The organism is Pseudaminobacter salicylatoxidans (assembly GCF_003148475.1).
Taxonomy (GTDB): Bacteria; Pseudomonadota; Alphaproteobacteria; order Rhizobiales; family Rhizobiaceae; genus Pseudaminobacter; species Pseudaminobacter salicylatoxidans.
The window spans coordinates 110,107-135,780 of record NZ_QGGG01000012.1 but is presented as its reverse complement, the minus strand read 5'-3'; the positions used below and the strand labels follow the sequence as shown (position 1 = coordinate 135,780).

The following is a 25,674-nucleotide window of genomic DNA, read 5'->3' as shown; positions in this document are numbered from 1 at the left end:
GATCACTCACTGCGGAACCCTCGCTTCCGCATCGCCGATAGAATTGTCGTGTGGTCCCGTCCGAACACGCGACCTACATGCATCAGCGTCATGTCCGGCCTGGCCACTTTTACGGCGCAAATGGCGGCCTGACGGGCGTAGGCCACTCTGTTCGATTTGGCCGCGCTGAAAATCTCGTCTCCCCTTGCGCCATGCATCCGGGCCACGAGATCGATGATGCGCATCAGGTCATCGCGTGGTGTGCGAAGCGGAATGACCTTGGCTGGCTCTGAAATCGGCTCGGGGCTCGGCTTGATCAGTTCCAGCGGCGCTGCCATAGACCGTCGCCTTTCAGCGGCGATGCGCCGGATGCCTTCTTCGGTGCGGCGGTAGGATGCGATCATGCCCGCCTCCTGACAGGGGCGTCGGCCCGCCACAGCGCGTCACGGCCACGCAGCTCACGGCAAACAGCGACCTGTATCTCCGAAAGCGAACACAGCTCGCCAATCGATTTTATCATGGCGGGTCGCGTTGCTTTAGAACCGACCGACACGCGAAGATGAGAACAGGCCGAACGAAGCTCTTCGGCCCACAGCATTTCCAGCGCCATCTCTGGTACGGGTGAACGAGGCTCCGGTTCGGCAACCACATCGATCGAAACCGGCCGCTCGTCGCTGGACCAATCGTGTGAGAGGTGCGTGACGCCATCCGCCGCTATCAGACCAACGCTTGGCAGGAGATGCCGGATCAATTTGGCATCGGCCTCATGCCTGACGTCAACCACCATCCAGACTTCGGGGACGCAAAGCTGATACATGCCGATCTGGTGGAGCAGCCGGCTCGTGTCGTCGTATGCGCCCTTGACCTCGATGGCCGCGATATGGGCCGGCGCGACAGCGACGAGGTCGGCACGGACCGCACGCGCGCCCATAACCATTTCATGGCACATGCGAGCTTCCGGCATCCGCTGGCGCATCAGGTCTTCCATGGCGTTGCGCAGCGCCAGTTCGGAGCGCGCAGCCCGACCGGGACGGCCGTGACCTGACGTGCCATGCCGGCGCTGGGCTGCGGTTTCCGCGTCCTGCATCCATGGTTCGTTCGGCTTAAGAAGCGTCATGCCCGCGCTCTCCTTTTAGCTAACTCGACTTTCACCGGCTTGCTCCGCACGAAGATCGTGCCGAATGCTTCTTGCTGTTCCTGGACCTCGCGCGCCTTGCGATCGCGGTCCCATATTTCAGGGTTTAGGAAGTCGGGAACCTTCGGCACAGCTTCGGCCATCTCCGCTCTGATCTCGGGATTGAGGATGCGCCGCACACACTCCTTGGCCTCGGCAAGAGCCTGACCGGCCGTGTCGCAGGAGACCGGCTCGCCATCCCTGCGCACTAGTTTCCAACGGTCGGACGTGAACAGCCGAAACATGGGCCGGTAGCCGCCCTTCCATGGCAGGTAGCGATATTCCGGAAGGAAATCGGTCATCAGAAGCCCTCGAAGCCTTCAAACGCCGGCGGCAGTTCTTCGCCAGCCGATTTGAACATTGTGAATTCGCCGTCGAACATGATCTCAGGGGATCGGCCCGGTTCGCCGCGCCGGCGCTTGTGGTTGATGACCCACGCCCTGCCCCTGCACTGCGCGAGCTTTTCGACCATGACGTCCCGGCGCGTTTTCTCGCCTTCCTTGGCCCGCTCCGGCGGCATCGTGGGGATGAGTTCGCTGTAGAGCGGTTCCGGGCGATAGAGCGAGAACCAGACATCGAGGCTCTGTTTGATCGCGCCGCCGCCATATGCGTCCCCCATGACCGGGCGCAGGCTGGAACCGGCCCGCCACCGCTGCTTCCAGTCGTCGTTTCGCTGGATCAGGATGACGATGGCCACGTTCAGCGACTTGGCGAGAGCTTTGAGCCCGCGATAGAGCGCGTTGATCCGTTCGGCGAACATATCCTTCGGGTTCGGCAGCGTAATCATCTTGGCGTGGTCAATGATGATCAGATCCAGGCCGTGGCTCTTGACCATCGCCTCTGCCTTGATCCTGATGTCCGACAGCGTGCACTCGCCGAAGCCAACGATGTAAAACGGCAGATCGCTCGAACTGGTCATTTCGGCCTCGAGCTCGGACTTCTCCTTCGTGTTCAGCGTGAAATTGTCGATCCTGCCGAGGCTGATCCGGCTTGCCTGGGCGGCGGCCTGCAATGCCGCTTCTTCGTCTGTCACCTCGATAGAGAAGAACGCCGATTTGAAACCGCGGCCGGCAGCGAACCGGCACTGCTGAAGCGAGAACGAGGTTTTGCCGCCGCCGGAATCCGACATCAGGCCGATGAGGTTGCCGCGGCGAATGTCACCAAGAGCCTCCCCTATTTCTGGAAGGAACCACGGGAGACGAGCCGCCGCGTTTCCGCTGTCCTGCGCAGCCTTGTCGACCGCTTTCGGAAGCACCACGCCGTATTTGGTCGAAGCCGCTCGCTCGTTGCCTTCCTGCGCGATCTGGGTCAGCCGATCCGCCACCGATGCGATGATCTTTTCCGGAGTCATGTCGATCGGCATCGTTCGTGCCAGCGCATCGAGGTCCTGCGCGACACCCATCAACTGATGCCGAGCCCACATCTCAACGATGCCGCGCGCATAGTCGTAGGCACCGGAAACCGTGACAGCCTCGGAGGCGAGACGGACGACGTATTCGAACACCGTCAATTCACCGACAAGCTGGTCAGCCGGGAGATATGGCTTCACAGTTATCGGCGTGGCCGCCCTGCCCTCAGCAATCAAGGTTCCCAGCGTTTCATAGAGCTTGCCGTGCAACTTGTCGGAGAAGTGCTGCGGCTTCAGGAATCCAGCCACTCGCCAATACGCATCGGCGTTGACCAGCAAAGCGCCTAGCAACGCCTGTTCAGCCTCGATGGCATCGGGAAGCGCGGGGCGGATGTCTCGGTGATGGAAGGGCGCGTTCAAAGGTTCACCTCCATCATCCGAACAAGGCGAGCTGCGCCGGCGGAGCCTCGGCCGGCAAGGCGATGGCAGAGAGTGCGGAACGCATGCGCTGCTTGAAGCGGAACAACTCCGTTGCCGAGCATTCGAAGTCGGTCCACACGCCCAACGTCCAGCCGGGAGGCCAGCCCATCAGCCATTCGACGAAAAGCGGGTTCAAGCTCCGGCGCGGATGAGAGGACACTTGCCCAACTGGATAGAGCATCGGGTGGAGGCGGGAAGAGAGGGTATCCGACTGGCCTTTCAGCAACGGTTCGTTCGAGCGGTCGCCCGATCGCGTCATCCGCCCGCCGGTCGTGTCCGCTACCGATGGAGTGGCCCAAAGCGTGTTCGTCAGCACTTCCGCCTGCTGCTCGATCGCTGGCGGGCTGCTCTGCCCACCCTCCGCGAACGGCCGCATGGCCTTCTCGGATTTCCGATGCACCTGCGTAGGCGTGGACCAGAGGGTATTCACCTGCTGCGTCAGACTGGTGCCCGACATGGCTTCCGTGATCGTCCCGCCGCGCTGCCCGTCGCCCGTCGAAGGCGTCGACCAAAGACCGGATGTTTCCTTGGCTTGATGCGTCAGCATCCTTTGCATCTGGCCGTCCACCATCCCGGCCGCATCCTCGTTCGCCGATGGCGTCAGCCACGCCGAGTATGAAGACCCGCTCGCGCTCATGGCTCGCGCCGACTTCCGCCGCCGTGAACAGTCCGATCTCAACCGCGAAACCAAGCTTGCGAAGGTCTCGCCATACCCGCTCGGCTCCAGCGACTTCGTCAGCCCCCGCCGAGAGCATGCCGCCAACGTTCTCGATGAGCACGAACCAGCACCGCGACTGGACGATAATGCGCCGCGCGTCGGACCAGAGATCCCGTTCATCGAGTTGGCCCTGCTTCCGGCCGGCAAGGCTGTGCGGCTGGCACGGGATACCGCCAATGAGGCCGTCCACGCATCCACGCCAGCGGCGGCCGTCGAAGGTTCTGGCATCGCTCCACACAGGAGCCGGAGCCAGGAGACCTTGTTCCATCGCTGCCACCAGGTGCGCGACGGAAAATGCTTCCCTCTCCACCATACAGACTGTTCGAGCGCTTGGAATTGCCAGCTCAAGGCCGAGATCGAGCCCGCCGCCTCCGGTGCAGATGGAGAGGATGCTGAGGTGGTCGGAACGAAGAGCCACATTCATGCGGCCCTCCGATTACACATCAAAATCTGGTAGAAATCCTCGAGGAGGGAATCGATATGCCTCTTTACCACTCGACGAGAAACCTCCACCAAAGCGGAGACATCATCCTGCCGGGCAATTTCGGTCGAATCATTCTGGCGACGGGAAAGCAGCACGACCTTTGGGGTCGAGAGCAAAGGCTGGAGACTTTCCGCAAAGAGAGTTATCCATGGAAGCCTTCTCGCCTTTCTTCCACATTCCACACAGACAACATTACGACGGCCACTGCATACCGAGATACGAGAGCGCCGGGTGACACCATCTACGAGGTTGATCTCGTTGATACCGTAGCGCCTGTTCACCGTGGTTGCATGCACGCTATTCAAACCTATCCCGGCCTCGATTTGACCGAGGAACAGATTTTCGACGGATATTGGTCTGGATCGCTTTGGTTTCCCGTTGCGGAGTATCCCGGCGTAGTCTGGGCGGAATGCGTCAGTCCTTCGGCTCTTCGCGTGATTTCGAAAGTCTGAAGCCATCACGCCGCCCTCGCCTGCATCATGCGGTAGGTCTGCGTCATCGCTCCAAAGAGCGAGATGCACACCGCCTCGGCCTGGTCGTCATTCTTCACCGAGATGCGGAGCATCTGGCAGAACTCGCGGGCCTTGTTCTTGGCTTCGTCCCGACCGAGATTGCCGTTCTTGAGGATAGCCGCACGCCAGGTCTTCGGCTGGACCGCTTCATACGGAATCCGCCGGGCGCGGGCCGCGTGCCTGATATGGCCCTGAATGTCCCGAAGGATGAGCTGGTCGGCGTTGACCGTGACGCCCTGCACCTTGTGTTGCCCAAGTAAGTCTTCCTTGCCCTGCTTAGCGAAGGATCGGATCACCTCGGCGGCCGCTTCCCAGATAACAAACTGAGGCTTATGGGCCCGGAACAGCTTCTCGATCTCGTCGCAGAAGATCGCGGTCTTCTCCTCGGTCGTCATGCCGGTTTCCGGCCGGGAGGTGAATGAGCCGATCATCATGGATGAGTGCGACGGCGGCTCGTAAAGAGCCCATCCGGTGCGCGCGATGGATTGGTCGAACGCAAGGATAAGCATCACATACCCCTCCCGACCGGAACTGCGGTCACGCCGATCCCCGCACTCGCTTTCGCCGCAAATGATGCGTAGCGTGCCTGATGGACACGAAAAGCTTCCGCACCCCCATGGTCATTTATGGCCCTCGAGGTTTCCTGCTTATCTCCACCGTGGATCAGGCGTCCGACTTCCTGTTCGACAACTGGCCCGGAAATGACAGCAAAGCCTGGACCGACGCCATGACGTGCTGCGCCAGTGACGGAAGCGCTGACGACGCGAAAGTCGCCTTCCTTACCGCGATTACAGGCGCCGGGATGCGTGTCGATCCGATTGTTTCGTTTTATTGAGGTCATTCCGCCGCCTCGACATGAAAGAGGTTTTCGGTCTTGGCCTCAGACAATTCCGCAAGGTTGCGAACGGCCTGCCGGAAATACGACGGCTTGAGTTCGAACCCGATGCCCTTGCGGCCAGCAACAACGGCGCCATAGACCTCACTGCCGATGCCCAGAAATGGCGTCAGCACCACGTCTCCGGGGTTGCTCCACAGTTCGATGCAGCGCTCGATCACATCAAGCTGCAGCGGCGAGATATGCTGTTCGTCCTTTTCATCGCGACCGCCGCGGTACTGCAGGGTGCGCGTCTGGTTGATGTCCATCCAGACCGGCGATGCGTAACGCTGCCAGACCTCGATGGAATACCAGCGCTTGGCGGCATCAATATCTTTGTCGGTGCGTAGTTCGGCCGGCACCGGTGCATTCCCAAATCCGATATACCGATCGAACCGGCCGGCGACGGGCTCCGGGTTGTCGCCCGGCTTGCGAAACATCAGCATGTAGTCGGCGAGCCCCTGTCCGCTGATGGTGCTGTCCTTCTCGATCTGCTTGTGAAGGAGTCGGATCGACTTGGTGCGCTGCTGCGCGACTACGGGGTCTTTCCAGATGCAGACCTCTGAATGGAAGATCCATCCGGCGTCCTCGTAGGCGCGGACGACCTCGCCGCGGAAATCGCGCATGCCGATATGGCCGTGCCTGATTTTCGATGTGGGAAGCTGCATGCAATGCACCGCGTGGATACGGCCGGGCATGGTGACGCGCAGCAATTCCTGGATCAGGAACGCATAGTGCTGCCAGAAGCCGTCACCATCGTTGTTCGAGATATCCCGGTCAAAGTTGCTGAACCGGTAGAGCCCCTCAAACGGAGGCGAGTGAATGCCGAAATGGATGCTGGCGCCCGGAATGGCGCGGATCAACTCGCACGCGTCACCCTGATAGATCGCATAATCCGGCGTGATGACCTGTTCGACGGCCATGATGCTTTCATGCTGGTTCATGCAGCCCTCCGCAAAAATTCTGGAATGATCACCGGCTTTGTGGGGTTATAGTCGGGCCGGTCGCGGATCATGCCGCGCACCGTTGCGCTGGAAAGATCGGCCATGTGCATGACCATCGCCGCGGCCATGCGCTCGGCATCGGCTTCCTTGCGCTTAAGATTGGCGACGACTGCGCCCTCGGTTTCCGCCGCGATGAAATGGACGTTGACTGGCTTCTTCTGCCCGAAGCGCCAGAACCGGCGTTCCGCCTGGTAAATCTGTTCGAAGCTGTCATTTAGACCGACGAACCCGGTATCTGCGCAGTGCTGCCAGTTCATCCCGAACCCGGCGATCGACGGTTTGGTGATCAGGACGCGTATTTTGCCGGCCGTGAATGCTTCCAGCTTCCGTTCCTTGGCTGCGTCATCTTCGGAGCCACGAACCTCGACGGCGCCGGGAATGGCTTTGGCGAGCGCCTCGCTTTCAGAATTGAGATTGCACCACCACACGAAAGGCCGGTCGGAAGGCGTGTTTTGCGCCGCGATCGCTACCCGCTCCTCGACGGTATCGCGCCGGGCCGCGATGCGCTCTTGCAATGTCCGGGCTTCGATCGGGAACAGGAGTCCTGTGTCCATGCTCGGCGCGTAGTCGACCGAGACCACATGCTGGTGCCGCTTGAGCGGCGGAAGATCATACCCTTCGTCCGAATATCCGAGGTCTGACGGCTTGCGCAGCATAACCGCCCAAGATGCCATCCACTTCCAGAACTCGTTTTCGGCATGGCCTTTCAACCGCCACTTCTGCGTATCGCCACCGTCGTGGGTAAAGAACGTCGCCAGCATGTCTGTATAGGACATGATGCCAAGGAACTCGGCGTGGTTGCCCAATTCCATGAAGTCGTTCGGCGCCGGCGTGGCGGTTGCGGCCAGTCGGAACGGCACCTGAGCGCAGTCCTCGATCAGCTTGTTCCGATATTTGCCGTCGGTGCTCTTGAGGATGGAACTCTCATCCAGCGCTACGCCGCCGAAGTCAACGACGTTGAACCGGTCGAGCTTCTGGTAGTTGGTAACGTCAATCGCGCCTTCGGATCGCGATGTCACGACCTGCGCGGCAATGCCGAATTGTGATGCTTCGCGCTGATGCTGGTGCGACACTGCCAGCGGCGCCAAGAGCAGGACAGGCTTCCGCGTGTGCCGCGCCACCTGATTGGCCCACACCAACTCCATCAGGGTCTTGCCAAGGCCGGTGCCGGCGAAAATGGCCGCGCGACCGCGGCGCAGCGACCACTGCGTAATGTCGCGCTGGTGCGGGAACAAGAAATCAGGAAGCTCGACGCGCTGCGCAATGCCAGTCGCGGGGTCAACGATGCGCTTACGTGTCAGGAAGTCCGCGTAGCTCATCTCACCACCGTCATGAACAGCACGAACGCAAAGGAGGCAGTGGTTGCGAGGAACCAGAGAAGGTTGACCAGCAACTGGCGGCGGATCGGGGTGACGTGGCTTGTCATGCCGCACCCGCCTGATTTTCAGCCTTGTCAGAACCGCGCTTCGGCCAGTGCTTATCGCCGCGCACGCGCTTTGCTTCTACCGCCACTTCATAGGATTTGCGGGCGTCGTCAGCCGCGTCGTAGCCGTCGTCGAGTTTCGGGAGGACGGGCGCGAATGCTTCCACGATGATTTTTGCGCGGCGGCGCTGATCCTGCTTGTCAGCAATCTCGGCATCAAGTCGCACGATGGCGGCGCGGGCATCAGACAGCAGATGGCTCACTGCCGCAGCCGATCGGTCCAGAATGTCCGGCTCCGGCTCGACCGGAAAGGCATCGAGATGCATTTCGAGATCGGTCGTCAGAGTTTCGTTGATGGCGTTATGCGCGTCCAGGCGACGGATTAGGTTTATCAGTCCCATTGGTCACACCTTGAGAGAAATGCCGCCGACGCTCAGTCGAATTGCGGCTCGTGGGAGATTTGCGCGACGGAACCTCATGATGATGGCCGCCGCGCGCATGACGCGAGCGATGGTCACGCCGCGTCTTCGAACGGATCGGCACCGGAGATATGCTCGTCGGTGCTGGCCTCGGCTTCCTTCTTCTTGATGCCTTCGAAGAGTTCGGCCTGTCCCGATTTCCAGCCACGCTCAAATTCACGGCCGTGATGCGAATTTTGGTCGTATGGATTTGAGTAGGTGTCGCCGCGAAGGCCAGCTTCCTCGCCATCACGAAATGCACGTTCATCCAACGGCGCCAGATCGGAGAACATGTCAGCTTGGGTGTTGACCGGTAGGCCCGCCCAAATTGCTGCTTGAGCCTCCGCGGCGCACTGCGCCTTGAACTTCGCCTCACCTTCCGGCGTCCGTAGTTCCTCGTACAGCTTGATCTGGCGCATGCCATTCTCGCCGAGATCAGCTTTGACTTGCTTGCCATGGTTACGAAGTGCGGCATCGGCCGCCTTCTTCGCCTCCATCAGGCGCACATGCTCGTTTCGGTGAATGAAGAATAGGACGCGCTGATCCTTTTCAGAAATTCCGCTGTTGTGTCCTGCAGTCGCTGTCATTTCACGTCCTTTCGTGGGTTAAAGCGCCGGTCGAAACGACCTTCACCTCTCAGTTCTGGAGCGAGCCAAAGCGCCAGCGAACGCGCGCACCGCAGCAATGAACGCGCCATGGAAATCCGCGTCCTGGCTCTCCAGCAGGGCACCCGCCCGGCTGATGAGTTCGTCGATCTCGCTGACCTCTTGTTTGCCGTATCTGACACCTGAAGCTTCCTCGATTTCCCGCAGCTCGTGCGGCTTGAGAGACACGCGCTCGTCGGCGTACCAGACGGAAAGAGCGCGGCTGTATTTCCAGCGGAGCCGGCGGGCAGCCTCTCGGACGCGCTCGCTCTTGCTGCCCGCAATGCCGGGAGGCGCGATGACTTCGCGCATCATCCGAGACGCAAAAACCAACTCAGACATTTTGGATTTCTCCGACGCCTTTTCGGACATTTACGATTTCCCTTTCGCCATGATCGTGTCCGTCGACCGCAGCGACTAAGCGGGGAGCCCCCGCGGAGTAGTCCAGAACCAAGTCAATGAAAGGATTGAAGAATGCGCCTGAAACTGCACCGGGAAGTGAGTGTTTCAGCGCAACTCGAACTGCCCCTGTGGTCGGCGCGACCGCGCCACGACAACGACGATGATCCATTCGCTTCATCGCTGGGCCTCCCAGAACGCCGTGTACTCACACGGATGGAGGCCCAGCGGGTTGCCGAGTTGGAACGCAGGCTCACGACGCGCAGCCTGACGCTGGCGGATTGCTATGCGCGATCCGGTCCATCCGGCACCGAAGGCTATGAGCAGTGAGGCGAGCCAGAGCGCGGTCATGCCTGCACCCGATGCGCACTTCGCCCTGCCGGCGTTCCGCCACCTTCACTCCGCCGCTGATGATGGGCGCAGTAAGGCTTTCCGGGCTCCTTGATATGACCGCAGAAACCGAAATCCGTGTCCCTCGGATCGCCGACCGGCCACCTGCAATCGCGATGCTCAAGGTCCACGAGCGCGACCTTCCGGGCCAGCGCATCGTATTGCTCGGGCGTGCCACGAAATTCTTTGATGCGAAGGCGGGGACGCGAAAATTTAGGTGCAGCTGCGACAGGGCGCCCGCGCCTGCCGTTCGACGCGAGCCTGATGCCCTGCCGGCGCGCAGTGCTGCGCACGTAGGCTTCGTGACAATCCAGCGCCGCAGCTATTTCACGCGTGTTGGCGTGCGGGTTGCGCTTCACATAGGCCAGGAAGTCGTCTTTCAGGCCGCGCCTCATGCCAACTTCCTCCGCGTCCGCGCGTCGTTGCACTTCCAGCAAAGGGCCGATGTGAAATGAAGGCTGCAGCTATCCGGGTTCAGACAGTCCGGCTTGGAATTGGTGACGGTAGCCTCGCTCGCACGTCCGACCTCATTACCGGCCTGTGCCGCGCTGACGTCCTCTTGCACTGCATGTCCGATGATGTTCACCGGCTCTGGGCCGCCCTGACCGACGACGCGAGGGGCATCGTCATTTTGCGCCGGAATCTGCAGTGCTTGGGTTGCCGGGACGGCCGTCGCGCCCCCGGAGTTATGCGGGTCAGGGGAATTTTCGGCCGTGGCGACTTGGGGGGCTTGGGGATCCGCCACGGCCTCGACTGCGGGGGCAGCCGAATGGGAATAGGTGATGACGGACGCCGCTCCACCAGTGGCTTCAACGTCCCGTCCGTCATCGGCGGCACTCTCTCCGCCCGTCACCCCTGCATCCGAGGTCCGATGCCCGTCTTTATTATCGTGCTCGGGCAGCCCGCCGGTTTCCTCCGCATGATATGGCGCTGCAGCAACCGGAAAGCCGCCCACCATCTCGTCTGCCGTTTCCGGCGAATTGGTCAGATTGTTTCGAGCCAGGAACAGCGCCTGGCCATCGTCGCAGGCGCGGTCGTATTCGCCCTGAATGGCATCGGCATCGCGCTCGGCTTTGGAAATGGCGGGGAGGTCGACCGAGGCCGCCTCCCCTTCAGGGCGGCCCTCACGATCCGCAAGCGTCCCGGCACCTGTCCCGGCAAGGGAGGCTTCGGCTTGCGGACCTGCCTCCGGGGATGGCTCATCGTTTACGAGGGCCTCTCGTGCGTTCTTGCGGCTGGCATTGATGCCCGCCGTCTTCATCGTCGTCGGCTTGCCCGTCTTCGGGTGGACGTAGGTCCGTTCGTCAGACTGTCCATTTTGGACAGTATCTGCTCGCACATTCGCGACCGTCTGCGGACTGACCGCGCATCTCCGTGCTATCTCGCGATCTGTCCACTTGCCCCATTCGGCATCGTTCAGCAGGGTCAGGACGGCGCGGCGCTTGTCGTCGTTGGTTCGACGAAGGCCATGCGTTTCGTTCGCGCCGACGCTGTGCAGGATCGCATCGCGGCGGGTGCCTTGGCGGATATCGGCGGCGATGCTGGTCCGGCCCGCCCTCTGACAGGCATGGAAGCGATGGAAGCCATCGGCCAGCCAGTGCGCCTTTCCATCGTAGAATACGACGATCGGCGGGAACGTCGCGCCGGCCTTGATCGCGTCGGCATAGTCGTTGACGACCTGATCGTTGAGCGCAGCACGGGATTGTGTGCCGCCATCGATCTGGATCACGTCGAGGGCAACGCCGTGATCTTCGGCCGCCGTCACCTCGCCCGACTTGATCTCGCCGTAGGAGGTCATGCCGCTTCTCCGGAAGTGGCGGCGACGACGATCAGAGCCTCAATCGGCAGCCCGGTTTCGCGACTGATCGCAGCCGCTAGTCGGAGCGAGGGCGTCGCCTTTCCGGCCCGGAGCTTCGTGATCATCGAGCGATCGCATCCGACCTTTGCAGCAAAGGCTGCGTCGGTGATTTCGATGCTGTTGAGGTATTCCGCCAACTTGGTCATGGCGGCAAATGTGAATGTGATGAACGTGAATGTCAAGCACAATGTGAATGACATTGCATGGACCGTCTTTTGTCGCGATGCAAAGATGTGAATATGGCCCCTGTGAAAAAAGACCTACGCCCGCTCGGCAATCATTTCCTCAAGGAGTGGCGCGAGCATTTCAAACTCGATCAGGAAGAGTTGGCGGAGCGTATCAATTTATCGCGCACCACCATCTCAAAGATCGAGACCAAGGACAGTCCTTATTCGCAGCGAATCCTTGAGGCCATCGCTGAAGTATATCGGTGCAGCCCGGCTCAACTGTTGATGCAAAATCCGAGTCGTCCCGACAGCCTTGTCCAGCTATTCGAGCAAGCCGAGAAATTAGAGGGGGATCGGCGCGCTCATGTTATGAGCATTATCGAGGCGGCTCTGAGAATTCCTTCTGGATAAGAGCGAAGGTACTGCCAACCTGATGTGACCATTTCCCGCCGAAGGCGATAGTCATTGAAGCCGCCAGCGCTTCCGCATCCCGCCTGACTCTTTCAAACGGATCAATTTCGGCATGCGCCGACCCCGCGACCGGCAGCGCCAGCAGCCCGGCAAACATCGAACGTCGGTTGATCGTTACGGCTTCGATGTCTTCCGTGTATTCATCCTTCACAACGATCCTCCCAACCCACGCAATCAAACCAGAACAGAATAGGAACATTGTCCTCGCCGCCCTGTCAACCATCGTGGCAGGTGACGCACCCAATGACCGGTTAACAAAACCGCTCAACCTTTAGGGACTACCTGTGAATAGCGGGTATTGTGGTTCCACAATCGCGTTTTTGGAACCATTTCAGCCGTGCGGCATTTCGGCGATAAGTCAGGCATGACAAAGCCTGAGATCGCACATTTCCATGTCCGTATGCCAAAGCGTATCAAAGACGAGTTGGAAGCACGCGCAGCGGGCGAAAGCCTGAACAAGGAAATAGTGCAGCGGCTCGAACGCACATTGGGCCCAGACGATGCCGTGGTGCGGCTGGCGGAAATCCTCAAACCACTGATGGACACGCTAAGCGCAGCTGACCAAGCGACGCTGATTGCGGCGGCTCGCATTCTAGCAAAGGACCGTCGGAAACAGGCCGAGGCCAGCAAGAAAAAGTAGCAATTCCTGCTTGCAGGTTCGCGTCTAGCGGGCAATGCTGAACCTGGGTTCGGGGAGGGCTTTGGAATGAGACCACGCATCTGTGGACCGGCATTGTTCATAATTGTTGCCGGCTGCGTAGCCGCACCACCACCTCCAACATCCTCTGCGCAGATAACCGCCAAGTACGGCGGCACGGAAACAATTGAGGATGGGTTCAAAATAGCGCGCTATCCAGATGGAAGCGCACACGTCTCTCCCCGTCTCACTGGATATGGCTGGTCTATCGATTGCCGCGTCGACGCCATGACGGATAAGCGCGACTGCAATATATCCTCAAAAACCGGTGGTCCCTTCGTCTACTACGGATCAGCAGCGTCACCGCAGTCGGTGTGCATCATGGGGCATGATTTCCCCGGCAGACACGGAATGATCCGTGTTGATTCAGATGCGCCGATACAGACCGACAACGAAGGTTGCGTAGCAGCCGCCAGCATCCTGCCACAAATGAAAACCGGCAGTTCGATGACCACGCGCCGCTATGAGTGGCCATATGACTACACGCGTGATGAGACGATATCATTGGACGGCTTTGCAAAAGCAATCGAGGTGGTACACCTCATCCGCGGCGGAAGGTAAGTGGAGATTTCTGCATGGCACCGGCTCGCTTCAACGAATGCCTATCGGAGCGTGGGCAGACGGCACCGCCACCGACAGCGTGGCGCGGGAAAAAGCTGAAGGCCTAAGGAGAGCTTGGGATGGCAAAACGGGATCCTCGTATAGATGCGGTTGCCGCCAGCGACCTTGCATCCGCTGCAACGCTTGCATCGTTGATAGGTACGCTGGCTTCGAAAGGCCTCCTATCCGATCAAGAGGTTCGGGATCTCTACGAAAACGCCCTGCTTCTGCTCGAAACACATCAGGGGACTGAACCTGAGATGCGCCATGTATTCGAAGCGGCGCGCGAGGTGATCGAGGCGCAGTTGCGGCCGTGAAGTCTTCACTGGAACTTTCCACCAATGAACGCCTTGCCCTTCGCCGCCTCGCCAACGAGCGCGGGTTATCGCTGGACGAGGCCGCCGCGGCCGCGCTGCGTGACTGGCTGATCAGCAACGGTTATCTGGAACTCGAGCACGAGCTTGCCGCGGATGCGGAAACGGCGGGGAACGCGTGAGGGCATGAAGATGATACTCCCATCAATCAGAACTGCCGCGATCCTGCTTAGCTTGGCTCTTGTCGCTGCAGTATCGACTGGTTGCGCCGGCCGCCAGTGCAGTGACTGGCCGGGGACCTGCATCATCCAGTGATGGTGTAAAGGTACCCGAGGATACGAAGGCGGCAGGGGCGCGTAGGTTTAGATTTCCGGTCGAGCCCGGTGACTGGATCGAAATCGACGCACAGCGCAAGGGGTTAAAGGGGGAAGCGGTCTGAAAGGTAGCGGCGCGCATGAACGACGATGCATTTATTTTAGTCTTCGTCGTCACTAACTCCGCCACCCGCCTTACCCTGAATCAAGTTGAGAGCATCCCGATACAGGAACGGCACCCAAAATGACGGTTCAGCGCGCGTCCCCCTCATTTGAAAGAACCCAAGTTTTTCAAGGAATTGAGCCTTACTTAGAGCCTCGTCACGGCTCATATTCCATATCTCTGACAGGCTTTCAGGATATTGTTCGCTCTTTTCACCTCTAAGCTTTTCGAGGAATGGGCGTTCGTCCGGATATTCCGCATAGAGGTACGTATTCAACCGAGTATCCGAAACCATTGGCAACGCCAGCTTGAACACCGACCGATCGAACAACTGCTCATCAGGCGCCACTTGTTCGCCACGTTCCAGGCGACGAATTTCCTCGTCCCGCAGACAATTAAGCAGATGGATAAGCTCTCTCGGAGCGGTTTTCCCACTACCGTCTGCGCATCGACCAATCATCCAATCAAAAGTTGCCGCTTTACGAGATCCTTGCTCCACTTGAGGAGGAAACACACGATTGAAGAGTTCACTCTGCTTTTCGGCATCACCAAGAACATCTTCCTTGTTGATGCCGTACTCTTGATTAAGGACATCGTTGCTGAGAATTCTTCGAAGGATCAGGTTGAGCAACATTGGAGATGTCCATCTCATCACCTCGTAGCGGGTCACGTGGCTCGCCTCACGGAAACCCTTTTCCGTCACCCGATCCCAAATATCTTCGCGAAGGAATATCTTAAGCGAAAACCGTTCAAAGGCACGAAAATCACCGTAAGTCCTGATAAGGGCCCGAATGGCATTCGCCTCAAGATCATGACTGTCGGCGAACGCAACGTCGAGGCGGTCGAGGAGAACCCAAATCGTATAGTCATGATCTGCTAGTGCCTGATTCAGCTTAGCGAGCATCCCATCAATGGAATTGATGCCAGATTGCCGTAATTCTGCCGTTGGCTCTGCCAGCGAAATACGACCAATGACGCCGGTTGGCACCCCTGTCGCATCGATAGAAACTTCAGTCTCAACTGCCTTGATTCCAAGTAGCTTACGAGCAAACGACTGCGCAGTACGTAAAAGCCCTGCAAGGTTAAGCTCTCTCTCAAGCAGGTGCGCATCTTCAAGCGCGCCGAAAACGGAAGACACTCCTTGGCTATCAATGCCGTATCCGCGCATCTCGTGCGCGATGAGAGATAGAAGATAAATCTTCCACAGAACGACAAATTCCCGCTCCGACGCAGGCGGGTCAGCCATGAGATCCCTAAAAACCGTTGCTCCCCTTGGGTTTTCAGCAGAAACGGTCAATACTCGTCGGTCGAATAACTTATCCTTTCGCTTGTCCAGCAATAGATAAAGGGCGCTCTTTCCGGCTCCTTTATCCCCACGGACAATATCGACCTCCCCGCGCTCTATCCGGCCCCACTGATCAGTCTGAACAAAATACTCCTGCAGCCTCGCCACCTCATCCTCCGCCACCTGCGAGCCGAAGCTGAGCCGCTTGAGCAACTCCAAACGTTCCATTGCGTTTACACCCCCCGCGCAAGGCGCCGTCCCTTGGCACCTTCTAGCCGATAGGGAACCACCTGATGAGCCATGAGTCCAGCCCGTCATTGTGCCTTCCTTTCTACGTTTCAGCCTGCCTGAATTTCTTTCGCGCGTCTTGCCAACAACGCCCGCTCCATCTCGATACGAACGGCATCCGCAAATCGGTCGAGCTCGGCTTTTATTTCGGCATGCTCCAAACCCTGCACCTGGAGCCTCGCGTAGAGCCGGTTACATTCCGTCTTCCAGAACTTTTCAGCCAACGCACCTGTCCGCTGCTCGAGTTGCCGCGCGGTACGGCGAACACGCACAAGTTGCCGATCGATGGGGAACGCTACGATCTCGGCACCGACCCTGATATCGAATAGGTCCATCTGCCTTTCCATTACGCGGCCGCCTCATTGTCGCCGCTCCCATGGGGCTCCGCCCCTTGGCGCCCCGCTGGGGGATGATCCCCCAGACCCGCGCAACGGTCGGCTGCGCCGTCCGTATTTTGCCCCGAGGCCGATGGGACCGGTGGCGCATACTTTTCGGCCGTTGGCACAGGTATGTCGCCAATAGTATATATATCTACTCGCGACACACTTGTGCCACGCCTGCGATACCACGTTCTTCGGCTGATCCCTTCGGCCTCCCATGGTTTCAATGTTTCGGCAGATTCGGCCTCATAGGTCTGGCGATCCTTACGGCTTTTCCCAGACCGCTTTTTCTGCATCCGCTTGCGATCGCGCGCCCGTTTCCGCTCCTTCGCTAGCGCAAGTCGGTCGCCTTTCGCCATATCGCATGCGCCGATTGTCTTGAGGTCGAGGTCATCGCGCTCCTTCATCGTCACTCTGAGCAGACCGGCTACCCCGTCCGCTCGCATCATGCGGCTACGCTTCTTCGCCTGCTCGACAATTGGTCCAACGATCTCCTCGCCGGCCCACGGTGCCCATTTCCGGCACCAGTCGATCATATTTTGATCCGATTGGGCGAAAGCTGCCGCCTCAATGTAGAGATCGGCATCGTCCGTTTCCGGAAGGATTGAACCGTGACGGTGGAAAATAATCGCTTCGATCTCGCGCAGGCGCATCAATTCGAGAGACGGTTTCCAGTCGGATCTTCGCCGCTCTGACATTTCCGCGAGAACACAGCGCCCGATCACAATCTTGCGGGTGCGCCGCGCCCGATAGTGACGCTCCAGGGCGTCGCTTGCTGTTTTTGACATGCCCCCTTTTAGGCATCGATTCCGTGCTCGTCAAAATAAATGTTCATCACATTCACTTTTCGGCTTGACCATTATGTGAATGGGATGCACTATCAGCACGCAAGCCACGAAGACGGCACCAGCCTGATCTGGCATCGCCACCACGAAGAAGCCCCGGCCGATCTGGTTGCGACCTGAACAGAACCACAGCGGGCAAGGAGGTCGAGATGTGAACCACCGCCCGGGTCAACCGGCGGTGTTCCGGGCCTCGAGCAGACGCTGCCGATCAATTGGAGGGAATGGGAATGGAACTGAACCAAGCACGCATTGAGGACGCCATCATTGCGGAGGTCGCCGACAAGCTGATTGGCGATGAAACTCTCTATGACCGCGCCAAGCGCGCCTTTGACGGCCGCGTTGAGAAGCTCTGGAAGGAAGTCGCCGAAGCGCGCATTCGCAGCGAGATCGAACTCGCCATCTCGAATGGCCTTGAGCGCGAATATTGCAAGGTCGACAGCTTCGGCCAGCAGAAGGGCGAAAAGACCACGATCCGGGCCGAACTGGAAAAGCTGATCGGCGGCTACTGGAACGCCAAGGTCGACAGGCAGGGGAAGCCGTCAAACGGATATGGCGCCGAACTGACCCGCGCCGAATGGATGATGACACAGTTGGTCGCCGCCGACTTCCGAGGCGAGATGAAGCAACACGTCGTCAACCTTGGCGGATCGCTCAAGGACAAACTTCGCGGCGAACTGCACGAGACGGTCAACCGCCTTCTCTCGGACGTCTTCAACGTCAAGAGCGCCGACGATCAAGCAAGTGATCGTCGTGACCGCAGCATGATCCAACCACTCCAGAAAGCACCGGCCTGAGCCTTCCGGTTTCCCGCCTCTGGGCGGGTTTCCCGAATGCTTCCAACAATTGGAGGGTGAGATGAACGCAATCACCAAACAAAAGAGCAAGCAGGAGCGCACTCCGGGGCCGTGGACCTACGCTGGCCGACTGGGATTTGGACACCTGATAGATCCAAACATAGCAGTCGCATACGGCGGCGAAGGTAGCGGCAGGACAGACCAAGGCGAAGCCAACGCCCGCCTGATCTCCGCCGCGCCGGATTTGCTGGTCGCTCTGAAAGAGGCGGTTGCCTTCCATGATGGCGAGGACAACGAAACGCTGGCTAGCTGGCGCGCCGCAATTGCCAAGGCGGAGGGCCGCTGAGATGGCTGCCCGCACCGCCCCACTGCTGACCGACAGCGATCACTGGATCTTCGCCGGCGAGCATATCGATGCCCTCGTCGCCTACTCCCGCCGCGAAGCCGATGGCATCGCCAAGGACCTGAACAGCGACCAGACCGATTATTCGGTGGTCCGGTTCAACGCCGTCGAAGGCACCTGCAGGGACGTGACCGACGAGTTCATCGCGGATGAGGTCGAGGAAGAGCCGGAATACCCGGATTTCGACCGTGCGTGTTCGCGTGGCGACCGGCTCCACCAGATGGCGCGGGAGGTGTTCTGATGTTCGACCTCGAAGCCGCTCTTGTCGAATTCGAGCGCTGGGGAACCGGCAGCTACACCAAGGTTGGTCGCCCGACCGAGCACAAGGTGCTGCGCCTGTCCGATGACGGATACCGGCACGTTTCCAGCCATCCCACTCACACTGAGGCGACCGACGCGCTGACCCGCGCCCGCCTCAATGCATCCATCAAGGCCGCCCTCGGCCAGAGCCAGGAGGCAGTGTGATGTCGGACCGTCTCTCCAAAATGGACAGCCACCTTTGTGCGGCCATCCGTTCGATCACCGACCTCGCCCGATTGCTGGAAGCCGTCCGGTATCAGTCCGGCCTTGGCAAGAGCCAGTGGGAACGCGTCGAGCGCGCACGGAACGTCGCGGCGGAAGCCGACCAGTTCCTTGCTTCACTCGTAGTCGAAGGCAACCAGACTAAGGAGACGGCGTGATGCTCATCGACAAGAGCGCCGCGATCCTGCGGCAGGCAATCGACCAGTTCAGCCCGACGCACATCGTCTCGATGGTTTCTGGCGGCAAGGACAGCGCCGCGTCCGATCAGGTCGCCCGCGAACTGGGCGTCAAGATCGACATGGTGATGCACGGGAACACCCGCTGCGGCATCCCTCAGACGACTGAGTTCGTCCGCGACACCTATGGCAAGCTCGGTGATTACGTCGAGGCCGACGCTGGCACGGCCTATGAGGATTACGTTCTCCGCAAGGGCTTCTTCGGCAAAGGCATCGGGGCGCATGGTTTTGCGTATCGCGTCCTGAAAGCCACGCCTTTCCGCAAGGCGGTGTCGAAGTTCATTCGCCAGCGTCGGCGCGATGTTCGCATCCTGCTCATCAATGGCGCCCGCAAGGACGAAAGCGAAAATCGCAAGAAGAACCTGCAGGTCTGGCGGAGCGATCCGGCGGCACCGAACAACATATGGCTCAGCCTGATCTACGATTGGGACCAGGACAGCCGGGACGCCTATCTCGAAAGCCGTCGCACCCCGATCAACCCGGTATCTGTCCAGCTTTGCCGCTCCGGCGAGTGCATGTGCGGCACGATGCAGACGAGTGGCGAACGGGCCGAAGCTGCTGCGCTCTATCCAGAGTGGGGCAAGTGGCTTTCCGAACTGGAGGCAGAGGCCAAGCGTCTTCACGGCTTCGGCTGGGGCGATACCTTCCCTCGCCGCGACAGCCGTCAATCCGAACTCTTTGCGCCCATGTGCAAGGACTGCATGGCGAGGGCCGCGTGATGTCCCGCCTCCTCCGCACTCCTTCACCAGACGAGCCGGCCACGTTCGCCGGCACCATCACCGACATCATCGCTGGCATTTCGATCACGGTCTTTCTGATCGGTGCCGGCCTTTGGATTGGGGTTTTTGCGCAATGAACGGCGACCCGATCCACGAAGCGGCCTTCGCCATTTTCCGGGAGTTCAGCCGTGAGCGCGACCCGGACAAGGCCCGACGCCGCTTCGAAACGATGCCCCAGCAAAACCGTGACCAGCACTACGCGGAGGCCAAAGCCTGCCTGCGTGTCTTCGAAGCCTTTCGCATGGGAGAAGCAGCATGAACCGGCACGTTGATATCGACCAAGACGCGATGGAGCACGTATCTGCACCGATCGACCGCGTGATGGCCAACATCGAGAGGAAGTGGGACGGCAATCCGATCACCACGCGCGGCGTCTATTCCGGGATCACTCTCGAGGACTACCACCGCAAGCCCGACCTGTTCGACGCCCCGTCCGTTTCTAAGTCCATCCTGAAATGGATGCTGCCCGCTCATGGCGGCTCGCCCAAAGCGTTTTGGGGGCGATGGGCATGGAACCCGAACCATATCGAGCAGGAGCCTTCCGAGGCGCTGGATTTCGGCAAGGCAGCTCACTGCCTCCTGCTTGGCGACGAGATTTTCGAGGATGGCTTTGCCCTCCGGCCGAAAGAGTATCCTGACTACCGGACCAAGGCCGCCCAGGAGTGGCGCGATGCCGTCCGCAAGGCCGGAAAGACCGTCGTCACCCCTGACCAGATCGAGCGCATCCGGCGAATCCATGCCGACGCCAGCACAAATGAAATGGTCAAGCTCGGTGTCCTCAACGGCCGTGTCGAGCGCACGATCTGCTGGAAGGATCGGGAAACCGGGATCTGGCTTAAGGTCCGCCCCGACGCCATGCCGAACGCCGATGGCGTGTTTGCGGACCTGAAAACCGCCGGCAAGTTCGATGAGGACTTTCTCGAGCGGCAGATTTTCGACGCCGGCTATTATCTGCAGGCCGCCATGATCCGCATGGTCTGCCGCGAACTCGGCATTCCATTCGAAACGTTCGTTCTCGTCTATGTCCTCAACGACGATGTGCCCGACACGGCTCACGTCGAGATGTCCAGCTTCGCAATCGACCGCGGCGAGCGGGCCATCCGCTGGTGTCTGAACACGATCCGGCAATGCCTCGACAAGAACGAATGGCCCGGCGCCCGTCCCTTCGACGGCGGGGAGCGCCCCATTCACATGAAAACTTGGTCGGCCGAACGGCTCGACACCTTCCTTGACCAGCAAGATCGCGAGGCAGCATGAACCAGATCGCCCCTATCAGCGAGGGACGCGCCGTCTCTCCGCAGCAGCAATTCCGCGACGAGCTCACCCGCATGGGCGACCAGTTCATTGCCGCCCTGCCCGAGCACATCAAGCCCGAGCGCTTTCAGCGGATTGTGCTGACGGCCGTTCTCGGTGATCCGCAATTGATGCGAGCCGACCGCAAGTCGCTTCTGGAAGCCTCAATGCGCGCTGCTCAGGATGGATTGCTGCCCGACAAGCGCGAGGGCGCATTCGTCTGCTTCGGCAATGTCGTCCAGTGGATGCCGATGATCGGCGGCATCATCAAGAAGATGCACCAGTCCGGCGAGATCGCCATGATCACGGCTAAGGTGGTCTATGGTGGCGATACCTTCCGTGCCTGGGTCGATGACGACGGCGAGCATGTCGCCTATGAGCAGGCCGAGCATCCCGACTATGACACGATCCGGCAGGTATTCGCGCTGGCGAAGACGAAGGACGGATCAGTCTATGTCGAAACGCTGACGCCGCGCGATATCGACAAGATCAGAAGCGTCTCCCGGTCGAAGGATAAGGGGCCGTGGGTCCAGTGGTGGGAGGAAATGGCCAAGAAGTCGGCAATTCGCCGTCTGGCCAAGCGCCTGCCTCTGTCAGCGGAAATCCACGACCTGATGCAGCGCGACAACGAGCTCTATGATTTGAGCCGCGCACCTGATCCGCAACCGTCATTACGCGACCGCTTGACCGCAGGGCGGCCACAGAACGCGATCGAGTACCACGAAGGGTTTGCTCACACCGACGGAGAAACGCCCAACGGCGAGCCCGCCAGCACCCAAACCGAAGACAATTCCCAATCGTCGGCTCCCTCCACCGACGACGGCAGCGGGACAGCCACCATGTCCAGCGTAGGCGATCCCGCTGCCGAAACTTCGCCTGCTGATGAAGCGGGCACTAAGGAAGAAGGCGACAACCCCGGCCAGGTAACCACGGAACAGGCCGCGCCTTCCTCCGAGCTATCCGACGAACAGAAGAAAAAGCTGTTCCTGCTCGAGGAATGCGTAACCTCCATGTTCGACGCGGCAACCCACGAAGCTGATGCCGAGCGTGCCGACCGTCTGGACAAGGCCCGGATGGCATGGCTGTCCGAACTGCCGGATGACAAGGAGTTCGTCCAGAACGCCTACAAGGCATGCGCCCGACTGATCGAAAATCCGGCCGGCCGGGATCAGGCTATGCCTTTCCTCATGGATCAGGCGCGGAAATGGATGGGGGTGGCGTGATGGCCTATGCGGCAACTACTTCCGTCGCCGTCTCCAAGACCAAGGGCGAGATCGACGGCCTGCTTCGGAAGCACAAGGCCGCCGGCTTCGGCGTGTTCGAGGAGCAGACGCGCGCCATCCTTGTTTTCGAGATGGGGGGGCCGTCGCATTGTCTTTCACCTGCCGCTGCCGAGCCAGATGGATAAGCGGTTCATCATGACGGCCCGCGGCAAGACCCGTACGGTCGATTCTGCGATGGCTGCATGGGAACAGGCTTGCCGGTCCCGCTGGCGGGCACTGTATCTCTGCATCAAGGCGAAGCTGGAAAGCATCGATAGCGGCATCGAGACATTCGAGGACGCTTTCCTCGCCCATATCCAGATGCCTGACGGCCACAGCGTTTCCGAGCATGTTCTGCCCCGGATCGCAGCCGCCTACGCTGGCGAGCCTTTGCAGCCGCTCCTGCCGGCGCCGAAAGGCGGTGCGTAGATGGCCCGCACCCGCAAAGAATGGATCGGCGACAACGACGACCAGCGCGCACCGCCCCGTGTCCGGCAACGCGTCTTCGACCGTGAGGACGGCAAGTGCCATATCTGCCGCCAGCCCATCATCGGCAAAAAATGGGCGCTGGATCACGTCACCGCGCTCATCAACGGCGGCGAAAATCGGGAAAAGAACCTCAAGCCGGTTCATGTCGCCTGTCATGCCGAAAAGACGGCCGCTGATGTGGCCGAAAAGGCCAAGGTTGCCAAGGTGCGCGGCAAGCACACGGGCGCGATCCGCCCCAAGGGCCGCATCCCATCGCCGCCGAAAGCCCTTCCGAAACAGACCGCCATCGACAAGAGCGCCTTCAAGGCTCTCGAACCCCGCGCCATGTTCAAGGAGATAGCACAATGACCCTCGACCCGAAGGCGCTGGAAGCCCTCAAGAACAACCAGCGTCAGCTTGACATGGACGGCTGCGAAGTCGGTGTATCAAGGCAGGCGCTTGATGAACTGATTGCTGCATGGGAGGCCCGCAAGGAGTCCGCACCGCAGTTTCTTGTGACAGAAGATGGCGAATTCAACGGAAATGTCGAGCCGATTGATGATCGCGTACCGATAGCCGCGACAGATGGTCGAAAGGTCGATTGGGTCGATGTTACTGGCTGGGGAGCGTTCAAGGGGCAGGAGGGCGAGTAGATGAACAAGCGTGAACGCTTAGCAGCGGCCGCGCTGGCCGCTCGATGGGAGTGGGGTTCGTCGGGCGGCAGTTCATCGGAGGCCGCAGCTTACGGCTCCTGCGCGCGTGAGTTGATCAAAACTCTTGGCATCGATGACGACACCACGAATTTCGCACGAGCGTGGGAAATTGCGAAGCATGGAGGGTTCACCGACGACGACGACGCATTCGACGCGCTCACGGACATGATTGAAGCGAGCGGGTACGACGCTGTTGTCGATCTAATCGAAGACGTAGACTTTGACGGCCTTCGCGCCGCCCTCGTCGCGAAGGAGCAGCCATGACAGCCAGAGACGCGATAGCGCGCGCGCTTGCACCGCGAGACCAGGAACCGACCGTAACTGAGAATATCTTTGCCGACGCCGTAATCACCTCCCTCGCAGCCGCCGGCTTCAGCATCGTTCCCACTGGAGAGGTGGAGGCGAGCCCTGTTCCAACGCATGAATGTCCGTTCAGCGTCGGGCAGCCGGTGCGCTTGACCAGTCCGTACCCAGAGGACGATCCAGAAGCTGTTTTCTACGTGACCGGGATTACGTGGGAGCACCGTATGGTTGCGCGCCGCGGCTGGAACATCATGATCGCCAGCAAGGATGATATCGAAAAGGGATACGGCCAGACAGACGGCTTTGCCCCTGACGATTTGCTCTCTGCCCGTCCGGGAGGCGCGTGATGTCGATGGATTGGGTTCGCAAAAGATATGGCGTGCCAGCCAAGCGCGGCGGTCGCGTCATCTACTCAGGCGGCAAGACGCCTGAGTACGGCACCATCATGAGCGCCCGCGATGGTCGGCTCTACATCCGCTTGGACGGCATGGAATACACGCACCCGCTGCCATTTCATCCGACTTGGGAACTTCACTACCTCGAAGGAGCCAACCATGACCGCTGACCTTATTGCGAGACTGGAGAAACTGACAGCGCCGGATCGGGAGGTTGACCGCATCATCGACCACTTGGTTTGTTGGCCGAACGAAGTGCTGCGCAATCTGGAAATCAGCATCCGCGACGAATGGGATGTCCCGGCCTACACCGCCTCCCTCGACGCAGCCGTTGCGCTGGTGGGGCGGGTGAGGCCGGGGTGGGGCTGGGGCCGCGCCGAAGACGGATACATGCAGTTGTATCAGCCAGACACTGACTATGTGGTGGAGGCGATAGGCGCAACGCCAGCAATCGCCCTCCTCCTCGCCCTTCTCCGCTCACTCGAAGCAGAAGGAGCGCGCGATGACTAAGCTGACGGAGTCAGAGGCAATTGTGAGCCGCTTGCCATGGTTCTATGGCGACGGATATTCGTATGGTGGCCAGATCATACTGACAATTGGCGGGCGATCCGTTTCCTTTGGCAATAGCGGCGAAGACGAACTTATCGCAATCGAGCTTGCTTGCCGTTGGAATGCCGGCCGCGCAACCTTGGAGGCCGACGATGCTACCTGATCAGCACATCGGCCAAGGCGGCAGCATCCCGAAAGGCTTCACGGACCTGCTCAAGCGTCGCAAGATCTTCGCTCCACGCCACGCAGGCCGAAACCGCATCCTTGTAGACCTGGCTTTTCTTATCCGGCCATCTGGCGTCAAGCAGCGCCTCGCCGACCTCGATAACGGAGGTGACGTTGCGCATCTGGCCAACGGTCAGCATTATCGTGACAGGCTCGAAGCGTTCTTGCATCGCCGTCAATGCGGATGGGTCGAGGAAGTTCCGGGAGAGCAGAATGAGTAGGGCGGACAACATCGCATATGCGCCCCGCGGACTTTGCCGGGAAGAAGCCGCCCGATACATTGGCGTGGGATCGACCAAGTTTGACGAAATGGTCAAGGATGGTCGAATGCCGAAACCGAAACGGGTGGACGGACGGACGGTTTGGGACCGGATCGCTCTCGATGCGGCATTCACTGATCTACCTGATGACGGTGGAAATGTGCTCGACCGGCTCTTGTCACGCCGAAATCGCGCAGCATAAC

The 25,674-nt window shown here is 60.0% G+C and carries 47 protein-coding genes and 1 pseudogene; 28 read left to right on the top strand and 20 right to left on the bottom strand.

The window, feature by feature from the left end; all coding sequences use genetic code 11:
* Positions 1-2 precede the first annotated feature (2 nt).
* The 6 genes and pseudogenes from C7441_RS16970 to C7441_RS24630 all read right to left on the bottom strand — a co-directional run.
* Positions 3-383 (bottom strand): helix-turn-helix domain-containing protein, encoded by a 381-nt coding sequence (locus C7441_RS16970; protein WP_109613888.1) that lies wholly within the window; start codon positions 381-383, stop codon positions 3-5.
* Complete coding sequence (locus tag C7441_RS23830) at positions 380-1,096, bottom strand: hypothetical protein (protein ID WP_146201513.1); 717 nt, start codon at positions 1,094-1,096, stop codon at positions 380-382. Before C7441_RS23830 ends, C7441_RS16970 begins: the two co-directional genes overlap by 4 nt.
* Positions 1,093-1,455 carry a hypothetical protein gene (locus C7441_RS16960; RefSeq protein WP_109613886.1) on the bottom strand — a complete coding sequence of 121 codons (363 nt, stop codon included), beginning with the start codon at positions 1,453-1,455 and terminating at the stop codon, positions 1,093-1,095. Before C7441_RS16960 ends, C7441_RS23830 begins: the two co-directional genes overlap by 4 nt.
* Entirely contained in the window at positions 1,455-2,921 is a 1,467-nt protein-coding gene (locus C7441_RS16955) for a DnaB-like helicase C-terminal domain-containing protein (RefSeq protein WP_109613885.1), read from the bottom strand. The genes C7441_RS16960 and C7441_RS16955 overlap by 1 nt, the downstream gene beginning before the upstream one ends.
* 13 nt (positions 2,922-2,934) lie before the next feature.
* Complete coding sequence (locus C7441_RS24410) at positions 2,935-3,618, bottom strand: hypothetical protein (RefSeq protein ID WP_244916182.1); 684 nt, start codon at positions 3,616-3,618, stop codon at positions 2,935-2,937.
* Between the two features lie 25 nt (positions 3,619-3,643).
* A pseudogene (locus tag C7441_RS24630) lies at positions 3,644-4,123 on the bottom strand (DNA cytosine methyltransferase); the annotation flags it as partial.
* Positions 4,124-4,179: 56 nt separating this feature from the next.
* Between C7441_RS24630 and C7441_RS16945 the strand changes: the two are divergent.
* On the top strand, positions 4,180-4,635 hold the full coding sequence (locus C7441_RS16945; RefSeq protein WP_109613883.1) for a hypothetical protein: 456 nt from the start codon (positions 4,180-4,182) through the stop codon (positions 4,633-4,635).
* A gap of 5 nt (positions 4,636-4,640) precedes the next feature.
* On the opposite strand, the gene C7441_RS16940 is transcribed toward C7441_RS16945, so the two are convergent.
* Positions 4,641-5,204, bottom strand: coding sequence for a RuvC family protein (locus C7441_RS16940; protein WP_109613882.1), 564 nt, complete (start codon positions 5,202-5,204; stop codon positions 4,641-4,643).
* A gap of 80 nt (positions 5,205-5,284) precedes the next feature.
* Between C7441_RS16940 and C7441_RS16935 the strand changes: the two genes are divergently transcribed.
* Entirely contained in the window at positions 5,285-5,530 is a 246-nt protein-coding gene (locus C7441_RS16935) for a DUF982 domain-containing protein (RefSeq protein ID WP_109613881.1), read from the top strand.
* A gap of 2 nt (positions 5,531-5,532) precedes the next feature.
* Here the strand turns inward: C7441_RS16935 and C7441_RS16930 are convergent, their stop codons facing one another.
* The 5 genes from C7441_RS16930 to C7441_RS16910 form a co-directional block, all read right to left on the bottom strand.
* On the bottom strand, positions 5,533-6,513 hold the full coding sequence (locus C7441_RS16930) for a DNA-methyltransferase (protein WP_244916180.1): 981 nt from the start codon (positions 6,511-6,513) through the stop codon (positions 5,533-5,535).
* Positions 6,510-7,892 (bottom strand): DEAD/DEAH box helicase, encoded by a 1,383-nt coding sequence (locus C7441_RS24105; RefSeq protein ID WP_170125164.1) that lies wholly within the window; start codon positions 7,890-7,892, stop codon positions 6,510-6,512. The genes C7441_RS16930 and C7441_RS24105 overlap by 4 nt, the downstream gene beginning before the upstream one ends.
* Before the next feature lie 103 nt (positions 7,893-7,995).
* Positions 7,996-8,322, bottom strand: coding sequence for a hypothetical protein (locus C7441_RS16920; RefSeq protein ID WP_146201512.1), 327 nt, complete (start codon positions 8,320-8,322; stop codon positions 7,996-7,998).
* 188 nt (positions 8,323-8,510) lie between these two features.
* A complete protein-coding gene (locus C7441_RS16915) occupies positions 8,511-9,041 on the bottom strand; it encodes a hypothetical protein (protein WP_109613879.1) in 531 nt (176 codons plus the stop codon).
* Between the two features lie 42 nt (positions 9,042-9,083).
* Positions 9,084-9,470: a hypothetical protein gene (locus tag C7441_RS16910; RefSeq protein WP_244916179.1), complete on the bottom strand. Its 387-nt coding sequence runs from the start codon at positions 9,468-9,470 to the stop codon at positions 9,084-9,086.
* Between the two features lie 102 nt (positions 9,471-9,572).
* Between C7441_RS16910 and C7441_RS16905 the strand changes: the two genes are divergently transcribed.
* Complete coding sequence (locus tag C7441_RS16905) at positions 9,573-9,827, top strand: hypothetical protein (protein ID WP_109613878.1); 255 nt, start codon at positions 9,573-9,575, stop codon at positions 9,825-9,827.
* Between the two features lie 17 nt (positions 9,828-9,844).
* Here C7441_RS16905 and C7441_RS16900 read toward each other — a convergent pair whose 3' ends face one another.
* Genes C7441_RS16900 through C7441_RS16885 form a run of 3 tightly spaced genes read right to left on the bottom strand, consistent with a single transcriptional unit; the run spans position 9,845 to position 11,891 of the window.
* On the bottom strand, positions 9,845-10,282 hold the full coding sequence (locus C7441_RS16900; RefSeq protein ID WP_109613877.1) for a GcrA family cell cycle regulator: 438 nt from the start codon (positions 10,280-10,282) through the stop codon (positions 9,845-9,847).
* Positions 10,279-11,685 (bottom strand): ParB/RepB/Spo0J family partition protein, encoded by a 1,407-nt coding sequence (locus C7441_RS24290; RefSeq protein ID WP_210205672.1) that lies wholly within the window; start codon positions 11,683-11,685, stop codon positions 10,279-10,281. The genes C7441_RS16900 and C7441_RS24290 overlap by 4 nt, the downstream gene beginning before the upstream one ends.
* Positions 11,682-11,891, bottom strand: a complete 210-nt coding sequence (locus C7441_RS16885; RefSeq protein ID WP_210205671.1) for a helix-turn-helix transcriptional regulator — start codon at positions 11,889-11,891, stop codon at positions 11,682-11,684. The genes C7441_RS24290 and C7441_RS16885 overlap by 4 nt, the downstream gene beginning before the upstream one ends.
* 57 nt (positions 11,892-11,948) lie before the next feature.
* On the opposite strand from C7441_RS16885, the gene C7441_RS16880 reads away from it, so the two are divergent.
* Entirely contained in the window at positions 11,949-12,323 is a 375-nt protein-coding gene (locus tag C7441_RS16880; RefSeq protein ID WP_109613875.1) for a helix-turn-helix domain-containing protein, read from the top strand.
* On the opposite strand, the gene C7441_RS16875 is transcribed toward C7441_RS16880, so the two are convergent.
* Entirely contained in the window at positions 12,289-12,534 is a 246-nt protein-coding gene (locus tag C7441_RS16875; protein WP_146201511.1) for a hypothetical protein, read from the bottom strand. The genes C7441_RS16880 and C7441_RS16875 overlap by 35 nt on opposite strands.
* A gap of 213 nt (positions 12,535-12,747) precedes the next feature.
* On the opposite strand from C7441_RS16875, the gene C7441_RS16870 reads away from it, so the two are divergent.
* The 4 genes from C7441_RS16870 (at position 12,748) to C7441_RS16855 (ending at position 14,176) form a co-directional block, all read left to right on the top strand.
* A complete protein-coding gene (locus C7441_RS16870) occupies positions 12,748-13,023 on the top strand; it encodes an Arc family DNA-binding protein (RefSeq protein WP_109613873.1) in 276 nt (91 codons plus the stop codon).
* 66 nt (positions 13,024-13,089) lie between these two features.
* Positions 13,090-13,641: a hypothetical protein gene (locus tag C7441_RS23825; protein WP_146201510.1), complete on the top strand. Its 552-nt coding sequence runs from the start codon at positions 13,090-13,092 to the stop codon at positions 13,639-13,641.
* Positions 13,642-13,760: 119 nt separating this feature from the next.
* Complete coding sequence (locus C7441_RS16860; protein WP_109613871.1) at positions 13,761-13,997, top strand: hypothetical protein; 237 nt, start codon at positions 13,761-13,763, stop codon at positions 13,995-13,997.
* A complete protein-coding gene (locus tag C7441_RS16855) occupies positions 13,994-14,176 on the top strand; it encodes a hypothetical protein (protein WP_109613870.1) in 183 nt (60 codons plus the stop codon). The genes C7441_RS16860 and C7441_RS16855 overlap by 4 nt, the downstream gene beginning before the upstream one ends.
* A 293-nt stretch (positions 14,177-14,469) precedes the next feature.
* Here C7441_RS16855 and C7441_RS16850 read toward each other — a convergent pair whose 3' ends face one another.
* From C7441_RS16850 to C7441_RS16840, 3 genes are all read right to left on the bottom strand, one after another.
* Entirely contained in the window at positions 14,470-15,984 is a 1,515-nt protein-coding gene (locus C7441_RS16850; protein WP_109613869.1) for a P-loop ATPase, Sll1717 family, read from the bottom strand.
* A 110-nt stretch (positions 15,985-16,094) separates the two neighbouring features.
* The gene (locus C7441_RS24625; protein WP_425326594.1) at positions 16,095-16,379 is read right to left on the bottom strand and encodes a DUF6074 family protein; all 285 of its coding nucleotides are present in this window, start codon (positions 16,377-16,379) and stop codon (positions 16,095-16,097) included.
* Between the two features lie 11 nt (positions 16,380-16,390).
* Complete coding sequence (locus tag C7441_RS16840) at positions 16,391-17,212, bottom strand: hypothetical protein (RefSeq protein ID WP_109613867.1); 822 nt, start codon at positions 17,210-17,212, stop codon at positions 16,391-16,393.
* A 284-nt stretch (positions 17,213-17,496) separates the two neighbouring features.
* On the opposite strand from C7441_RS16840, the gene C7441_RS16835 reads away from it, so the two are divergent.
* The 19 genes from C7441_RS16835 to C7441_RS23815 all read left to right on the top strand — a co-directional run bounded on the left by C7441_RS16835 (position 17,497) and on the right by C7441_RS23815 (position 25,149).
* Positions 17,497-18,063, top strand: coding sequence for a hypothetical protein (locus C7441_RS16835; protein WP_109613866.1), 567 nt, complete (start codon positions 17,497-17,499; stop codon positions 18,061-18,063).
* 61 nt (positions 18,064-18,124) lie between these two features.
* Positions 18,125-18,409, top strand: a complete 285-nt coding sequence (locus tag C7441_RS16830) for a hypothetical protein (RefSeq protein WP_109613865.1) — start codon at positions 18,125-18,127, stop codon at positions 18,407-18,409.
* 1 nt (position 18,410) lies between these two features.
* The gene (locus tag C7441_RS16825) at positions 18,411-18,707 is read left to right on the top strand and encodes a hypothetical protein (RefSeq protein WP_109613864.1); all 297 of its coding nucleotides are present in this window, start codon (positions 18,411-18,413) and stop codon (positions 18,705-18,707) included.
* Positions 18,707-18,931, top strand: a complete 225-nt coding sequence (locus C7441_RS16820; RefSeq protein ID WP_109613863.1) for a hypothetical protein — start codon at positions 18,707-18,709, stop codon at positions 18,929-18,931. Before C7441_RS16825 ends, C7441_RS16820 begins: the two co-directional genes overlap by 1 nt.
* On the top strand, positions 18,931-19,146 hold the full coding sequence (locus C7441_RS16815; RefSeq protein ID WP_109613862.1) for a hypothetical protein: 216 nt from the start codon (positions 18,931-18,933) through the stop codon (positions 19,144-19,146). Before C7441_RS16820 ends, C7441_RS16815 begins: the two co-directional genes overlap by 1 nt.
* Positions 19,146-19,943, top strand: a complete 798-nt coding sequence (locus C7441_RS16810; RefSeq protein ID WP_109613861.1) for a phosphoadenosine phosphosulfate reductase domain-containing protein — start codon at positions 19,146-19,148, stop codon at positions 19,941-19,943. Before C7441_RS16815 ends, C7441_RS16810 begins: the two co-directional genes overlap by 1 nt.
* A complete protein-coding gene (locus C7441_RS24100) occupies positions 19,943-20,080 on the top strand; it encodes a hypothetical protein (protein ID WP_170125163.1) in 138 nt (45 codons plus the stop codon). The genes C7441_RS16810 and C7441_RS24100 overlap by 1 nt, the downstream gene beginning before the upstream one ends.
* Positions 20,077-20,262: a hypothetical protein gene (locus C7441_RS16805; protein ID WP_109613860.1), complete on the top strand. Its 186-nt coding sequence runs from the start codon at positions 20,077-20,079 to the stop codon at positions 20,260-20,262. The genes C7441_RS24100 and C7441_RS16805 overlap by 4 nt, the downstream gene beginning before the upstream one ends.
* Positions 20,259-21,260, top strand: a complete 1,002-nt coding sequence (locus C7441_RS16800) for a PD-(D/E)XK nuclease-like domain-containing protein (protein ID WP_109613859.1) — start codon at positions 20,259-20,261, stop codon at positions 21,258-21,260. The genes C7441_RS16805 and C7441_RS16800 overlap by 4 nt, the downstream gene beginning before the upstream one ends.
* Positions 21,257-22,519 (top strand): recombinase RecT, encoded by a 1,263-nt coding sequence (locus C7441_RS16795; protein ID WP_109613858.1) that lies wholly within the window; start codon positions 21,257-21,259, stop codon positions 22,517-22,519. Before C7441_RS16800 ends, C7441_RS16795 begins: the two co-directional genes overlap by 4 nt.
* On the top strand, positions 22,519-22,704 hold the full coding sequence (locus C7441_RS16790) for a hypothetical protein (protein WP_109613857.1): 186 nt from the start codon (positions 22,519-22,521) through the stop codon (positions 22,702-22,704). Before C7441_RS16795 ends, C7441_RS16790 begins: the two co-directional genes overlap by 1 nt.
* A gap of 10 nt (positions 22,705-22,714) precedes the next feature.
* The gene (locus tag C7441_RS16785) at positions 22,715-22,987 is read left to right on the top strand and encodes a hypothetical protein (RefSeq protein WP_210205670.1); all 273 of its coding nucleotides are present in this window, start codon (positions 22,715-22,717) and stop codon (positions 22,985-22,987) included.
* Positions 22,988-23,395, top strand: a complete 408-nt coding sequence (locus C7441_RS16780; protein ID WP_109613855.1) for an HNH endonuclease — start codon at positions 22,988-22,990, stop codon at positions 23,393-23,395. It abuts the gene before it with no gap.
* Entirely contained in the window at positions 23,392-23,679 is a 288-nt protein-coding gene (locus C7441_RS16775) for a hypothetical protein (protein WP_109613854.1), read from the top strand. The genes C7441_RS16780 and C7441_RS16775 overlap by 4 nt, the downstream gene beginning before the upstream one ends.
* Positions 23,680-24,003 (top strand): hypothetical protein, encoded by a 324-nt coding sequence (locus tag C7441_RS16770; protein WP_109613853.1) that lies wholly within the window; start codon positions 23,680-23,682, stop codon positions 24,001-24,003.
* Entirely contained in the window at positions 24,000-24,389 is a 390-nt protein-coding gene (locus tag C7441_RS16765) for a hypothetical protein (protein WP_109613852.1), read from the top strand. The genes C7441_RS16770 and C7441_RS16765 overlap by 4 nt, the downstream gene beginning before the upstream one ends.
* On the top strand, positions 24,389-24,607 hold the full coding sequence (locus C7441_RS16760) for a hypothetical protein (protein ID WP_170125162.1): 219 nt from the start codon (positions 24,389-24,391) through the stop codon (positions 24,605-24,607). The genes C7441_RS16765 and C7441_RS16760 overlap by 1 nt, the downstream gene beginning before the upstream one ends.
* Entirely contained in the window at positions 24,597-24,947 is a 351-nt protein-coding gene (locus C7441_RS16755) for a hypothetical protein (RefSeq protein ID WP_109613850.1), read from the top strand. Before C7441_RS16760 ends, C7441_RS16755 begins: the two co-directional genes overlap by 11 nt.
* The gene (locus C7441_RS23815; protein WP_146201508.1) at positions 24,940-25,149 is read left to right on the top strand and encodes a hypothetical protein; all 210 of its coding nucleotides are present in this window, start codon (positions 24,940-24,942) and stop codon (positions 25,147-25,149) included. Before C7441_RS16755 ends, C7441_RS23815 begins: the two co-directional genes overlap by 8 nt.
* Here C7441_RS23815 and C7441_RS24285 read toward each other — a convergent pair.
* Positions 25,142-25,528, bottom strand: coding sequence for a DUF982 domain-containing protein (locus C7441_RS24285; RefSeq protein WP_210205669.1), 387 nt, complete (start codon positions 25,526-25,528; stop codon positions 25,142-25,144). The two genes, C7441_RS23815 and C7441_RS24285, sit on opposite strands and share 8 nt — an antisense overlap.
* On the opposite strand from C7441_RS24285, the gene C7441_RS24400 reads away from it, so the two are divergent.
* Positions 25,425-25,673, top strand: coding sequence for a helix-turn-helix transcriptional regulator (locus C7441_RS24400; RefSeq protein ID WP_109613927.1), 249 nt, complete (start codon positions 25,425-25,427; stop codon positions 25,671-25,673). The two genes, C7441_RS24285 and C7441_RS24400, sit on opposite strands and share 104 nt — an antisense overlap.
* The last annotated feature ends 1 nt before the right edge of the window (position 25,674 follow it).